We start from the raw sequence: 4,636 nt of genomic DNA, 5'->3' as shown, positions 1-4,636 counted from the left end.
TACGCGGTGCGCGACGGTATGGCGACGTTGAATCCGCTGGCGGTCGGGATAATCGCCCAACTCTCGAGCTTGGAGATTTGACTCCGGCATGACCAGCCCGCGCGGCGCCGACCGAAGCAAGCTCGACGAGATATTCGGGGCAGAGCTGCCGCAAGAGTCGAGCGACGACGCTGATCGCGACCCCGATCGTCGCGAACAGTGGCTGAGGGAGAACGTACCCCCGCACCACATTTGAACGGCTCGCCGATGTCACAGCATGACTACCCTTGCGTGACTAATTCGCCGCAACGCCCGCAATCACCCTCCTAGGGACATACGGTTTTTGCGGGCGATCTTGTGTCGCCCTAGTAACCCGTGGCGATGGAGGTGGCTTTCGTGTTTAAAGGATTCAGGGATTTCGTAATGCGGGGTGATGTGATCACCGTCGCTGTTGGTTTGGTCGTCGCCTTGGCTTTCTCGAACCTGGTCAAGGCTTTCACCGACAGTGTGATCAATCCGCTGGTCGCCGCAGCACAGCCCCATACCACCTTCGGGTTGGGCTGGCAGCTCGGCAATGCAGGCAATAAGGAGACTTTCGTCGACATGGGAGCGTTCATCGGGGCGATTGTCTACTTCATAGTCTTCATGACCACCATCTACGTGGTAATCGTGTTGCCCTACAAGCACATCCAGAAGCGCCGTGGGGTAACCGTGTTCGGTGATGAGCCCGCGACCAAGGCGTGTGGCGAGTGCATGTCCGACATCCCTGAGGCCGCGCACAAGTGCAAGTACTGTGCCAGCGACCAGCCGGCGGCCGCCTGAAAGATCCTTCACCTGTGCTCAATGCAGGGTGAGGGTCATGGTTTGCGTCAATGCGGCGCCGGCCACCGCGTTGGCCGAGGCGGCCGGCAGTGCCACCAGCACCACCCGGTCGCCGGTTGCGGCTGCGGCCTTTTGCTTCGCCGAAACCAGCACGACGATCGCATCGGTGGCTATGACGCTGGGCCCCTTCGGGTTGGACTGGGATGCCGACTCTGACGCGGCGACCACGTCGACGACATCGCCAGGGCGCACCAGGTCGGCCAGTGCGCTGTCGGCGGGGTGCACCGGCACAATCCGGGCATCCGGCCCCGCCGCCGACTCGGCCAAGCGGCGGCTCAGCAACCGCACGTCGGTCAGCACTTCACCGCGCCGCGCCGGCCCGGCCAGCGTGGACCCGACGACCGTGCCGACGTCTGACTGTGACCCATCGGGAATAGTTGGGACCAAACGGTTTTCGAGTCGGAGATCGTCGGCAGTCAGCGCGGTGCCCGGGCTGAGATCGCGGGCCGCGACCACCACCTGAGCGCGGTCACCGTCCGGGTTGTGCCGCAGTGCCGCAACACCGGCGAGGACGACGAGCCCGGCCGCGGCAATTCGGCGGGCCAGCACGGTTCGCGACCAGTCCGGGTGCAGCCACTGCGAAATTCGAGTCGGCAGCGACGGATTCAGCGATGTGAAGGATTCCGCCATGCCGCAACGGTAAGTGGGGCCGGCTTATACCCGCGGACGCTGGCACGCCGCTTGTGGATAATCGGCTAGCTGGCGGCGGCGGACGCCGACTTGGCGCTCGCCGAGTCCGATTTGGTGCTCGATGTGCTCGAGCTTTCCGAGGAGCTGGATTTTTCGCCACTACTCGACGTGTCGGTGCCTGACGACGAGCCGGTCTTGGCGGAGCCGTTGGTCGAGCTTTTCGCCGACTCGCGGCTGTCGGTGCGGTAGAAGCCGCTGCCCTTGAACACCACCCCGACGGAGTTGAACAGTTTGCGCAGCCGACCGGAGCACTTCTCGCAGGTGCTCAGGGCGTCGTCAGTGAAGGCCTGAACCACGTCGAAGCGGTCACCGCAGTCGGTGCACGCATAGCTGTAAGTCGGCACAGAAACCTCCGTGGTGGTCTAAACGATTAGCACTCTACAGTCTCAAGTGCTAGAACCGCTATGTGGCGCGTGTCATTCCCGTCGGGCGTGGCCGGTACCGGGACACGCTGGCCTGGGTAATCATCGTCGCGATCGCCGTCGGCGTCGGGTGGTTCTGCCTCCACGACGAGCCAGGCCAAAAACCCGTCCCGCAGGAGTTTCCCGCCAACCCGGCCTTCGGCGTGGCTCGGCGCCAGCTCGATGGACTGCCCGTCAAGGGCTGGGACCGCTTTCATGATTTCAAACGGGCCCGGTTCGGCGAGCCGTGGAGCGACGACGTCAACGTGGAGTTCGGCCACAACGGGTGCAACACCCGCGACGACATCTTGCGTCGCGACCTGGCCGACCTGCAGGTGCGGCCTGGCACCTGCTTCGCGCAGCGCGGCGTCCTGCACGATCCCTACACAGCAGCGACCGTCGTCTTTGTACGCGGGCCGGAAAGCTCGCCCGCCGTGCAGATCGATCACGTGGTGTCGCTGTCGGACGCCTGGTACAAGGGCGCACGGTTCTGGGAAGACCAGCGGCGCAGAGACTTCGCCAACGACCCGCGCAATCTGTTGGCCGTCGCCGGTCAGGCCAACTTCGACAAGGCGTTTCGCGACGCCGCTTCATGGTTGCCGCCGAACGCGGCGTTTCGGTGTGCGTTTGTCGCCCGCCAGGTCGAGGTCAAGACGGACTACCAGCTGTCGGTGTCGGCCAACGAGAAAGACGCGATGCGCCGCGTGCTGCAGTCTTGCTAAGCAGCACTTCCGCCCAGCTCGATCAGGCCGCGGGCGGGGGTCAGCGCATGCGTCATCGCCACGTCGTGCGGCTCGCGCGGCAACTCCTCGACCAGCTCCTGATCGCGGATCACCGCGATCAGGCGCGCCTGCGGATCGCGGTGCACCAGTGTGCGGTCGTAGTAGCCGCGGCCGCGGCCCAGCCGCACGCCGGCTCGGTCGACGGCGAGCGCCGGAACCAGCACGACGCTCGCCTCGGCCAGGGTTGTCGACGGCAGCCACGGCTCGGTCGGTTCGAGCAGTCCAAACCGGGCGGCCACCAGCTGTCCGGGCCGGTATTCACCCCATTGCAGCGCCACCGGGGATTCGTCGGCGGTGGTGCGCGCGATCGGCAGCAGCACGCGGCCGACGCGTCGCAGCAGCGCATCCAGCATTTCGATCGACCCTGGCTCGGCGCCCACGGGCACGTAGGCGCACACCGTGATGTCGCTGCTTACCACCGTGTTGACGTGGTCGGCCAACGATCGGGCCTCCTCGGCCCGGACGTCGTCTGGAACCGAACGCCGGGCTGCCAACAGTAGTTCTCGCAATGCGGCCTTGCCCGCGGTCGCCACAGGGTCAACGATAGGGTTTCAACGATGTCACCCGCACAGGCTTCGGTTCCCCGCACCGCGATCGTTCCCGCGGCCGGTTTGGGCACCCGTTTCCTGCCCGCGACCAAAACGGTGCCCAAGGAACTGTTACCCGTCGTCGACACGCCCGGCATCGAGTTGGTGGCCGCCGAGGCCGCGGAGGCCGGCGCCGAACGGCTGGTGATCATCACCTCCGAGGGCAAGGACGGCGTCGTCGCGCATTTCGTCGAAGACTTGGTTCTCGAGGGGACGCTGGAGGCGCGGGGCAAGAAGGCGATGCTGGCAAAAGTCCGTCGCGCACCGGGGCTGATCAAAGTCGAGTCCGTCGTGCAGGCCGAGCCTCTCGGTCTCGGGCACGCGATCAGCTGCGTGGAGCCGGTGCTGGCAGTCGACGAGGACGCCGTAGCAGTGTTGCTGCCCGACGACTTGGTGTTGCCGACCGGCGTGCTCGAGACGATGTCGGACGTGCGCGCCGAGTACGGCGGCACGGTGTTGTGTGCGATCGAGGTGGCGCCCGAGGAGATAAGTGCCTACGGCGTTTTCGACGTCGAGCGGGTGCCCGGGGCAAACAAGGACGTGCTGAAGGTCAACGGCATGGTGGAAAAGCCGAAGCCGGGCGACGCGCCGTCGTTGTATGCGGCGGCGGGCCGATATGTCCTCGACCGCAGCATCTTTGACGCGTTGCGCCGCATCGATCGGGGCGCAGGCGGGGAAATGCAGCTCACCGATGCGATCGCGTTATTGATCAAAGAAGGCCAGCCGGTGCACGTTGTCGTGCATCGTGGCTCCCGACACGACTTGGGAAATCCCGGCGGCTACCTCAAGGCTGCGGTTGACTTTGCATTGGACCGTGACGATTACGGCCCGGAGTTACGCCGGTGGCTGGTGACTCGATTGGGCCTGGCCGAAAACTAGGGCGCCCGGCGACGAGTGTGCCGACCGGTTGACGGCAGAAAGGCGCGCTGTGCGTTCGGTGGAAGAGCAACAAGCCCGGGTGTCGGCCGCCGCGGTGGCGCCGAGACCGATGCGCGTTGCCATCGCCGAGGCGCAGGGGTTGATGTGCGCCGAAGAAGTCGTGACCGAGCGTCCACTGCCCGGTTTCGACCAGGCCGCAATCGACGGCTATGCGGTCCGCAGCGTCGATGTGCTCGACGTCGGTGAGCCGGAGCCGTCCAACGGTCAAACCGGCGACGAGTATCTGCACGCAGTCCCGGAGGAGTCGTCGTCGAGGCCCGGCGGAGTCACCCTGCCGGTGATGGGCACCATCGAAGCCGGCACGCGCACACCGAGCCGGCTGCAACCGGGCCAGACCGTGCGAGTGCAGACCGGCGCCCCGTTGCCGACGCTGGCC

Annotated in this window: 7 protein-coding genes and 2 pseudogenes; 6 read left to right on the top strand and 3 right to left on the bottom strand. The window is 65.9% G+C overall.

The genetic code is table 11. The features are described from left to right. From WBF82_RS02110 to WBF82_RS02100, 3 genes and pseudogenes are all read left to right on the top strand, one after another. Window positions 1-81 (top strand): annotated as a pseudogene (locus WBF82_RS02110) (molybdenum cofactor biosynthesis protein); the annotation flags it as partial. A 7-nt stretch (window positions 82-88) separates the two neighbouring features. Beyond that, on the top strand, window positions 89-235 hold the full coding sequence (locus tag WBF82_RS02105) for a hypothetical protein (protein ID WP_424381447.1): 147 nt from the start codon (window positions 89-91) through the stop codon (window positions 233-235). Window positions 236-375: 140 nt separating this feature from the next. Further along, window positions 376-801, top strand: coding sequence for an MscL family protein (locus tag WBF82_RS02100; protein ID WP_424381448.1), 426 nt, complete (start codon window positions 376-378; stop codon window positions 799-801). 18 nt (window positions 802-819) lie between these two features. On the opposite strand, the gene WBF82_RS02095 is transcribed toward WBF82_RS02100, so the two are convergent. Beyond that, window positions 820-1,491 (bottom strand): SAF domain-containing protein, encoded by a 672-nt coding sequence (locus WBF82_RS02095; protein WP_424381446.1) that lies wholly within the window; start codon window positions 1,489-1,491, stop codon window positions 820-822. 65 nt (window positions 1,492-1,556) lie between these two features. Next, window positions 1,557-1,895, bottom strand: coding sequence for an FmdB family zinc ribbon protein (locus WBF82_RS02090; protein WP_424381445.1), 339 nt, complete (start codon window positions 1,893-1,895; stop codon window positions 1,557-1,559). 62 nt (window positions 1,896-1,957) lie between these two features. Between WBF82_RS02090 and WBF82_RS02085 the strand changes: the two genes are divergently transcribed. Beyond that, the gene (locus WBF82_RS02085; RefSeq protein ID WP_424381444.1) at window positions 1,958-2,674 is read left to right on the top strand and encodes an HNH endonuclease family protein; all 717 of its coding nucleotides are present in this window, start codon (window positions 1,958-1,960) and stop codon (window positions 2,672-2,674) included. Here WBF82_RS02085 and WBF82_RS02080 read toward each other — a convergent pair. Continuing rightward, window positions 2,671-3,267: a 5-formyltetrahydrofolate cyclo-ligase gene (locus tag WBF82_RS02080; protein ID WP_424381443.1), complete on the bottom strand. Its 597-nt coding sequence runs from the start codon at window positions 3,265-3,267 to the stop codon at window positions 2,671-2,673. The two genes, WBF82_RS02085 and WBF82_RS02080, sit on opposite strands and share 4 nt — an antisense overlap. A 24-nt stretch (window positions 3,268-3,291) precedes the next feature. On the opposite strand from WBF82_RS02080, the gene WBF82_RS02075 reads away from it, so the two are divergent. Beyond that, complete coding sequence (locus tag WBF82_RS02075; protein ID WP_424381442.1) at window positions 3,292-4,200, top strand: UTP--glucose-1-phosphate uridylyltransferase; 909 nt, start codon at window positions 3,292-3,294, stop codon at window positions 4,198-4,200. Between the two features lie 49 nt (window positions 4,201-4,249). Next, a pseudogene (locus WBF82_RS02070) lies at window positions 4,250-4,636 on the top strand (gephyrin-like molybdotransferase Glp); the annotation flags it as partial.

This window comes from Mycobacterium sp., from assembly GCF_049673265.1.
Classification (GTDB): domain Bacteria; phylum Actinomycetota; class Actinomycetes; order Mycobacteriales; family Mycobacteriaceae; genus Mycobacterium.
The sequence above is the reverse complement of the archived record's forward strand: the minus strand, read 5'-3'. Positions and strand labels throughout refer to the sequence as shown.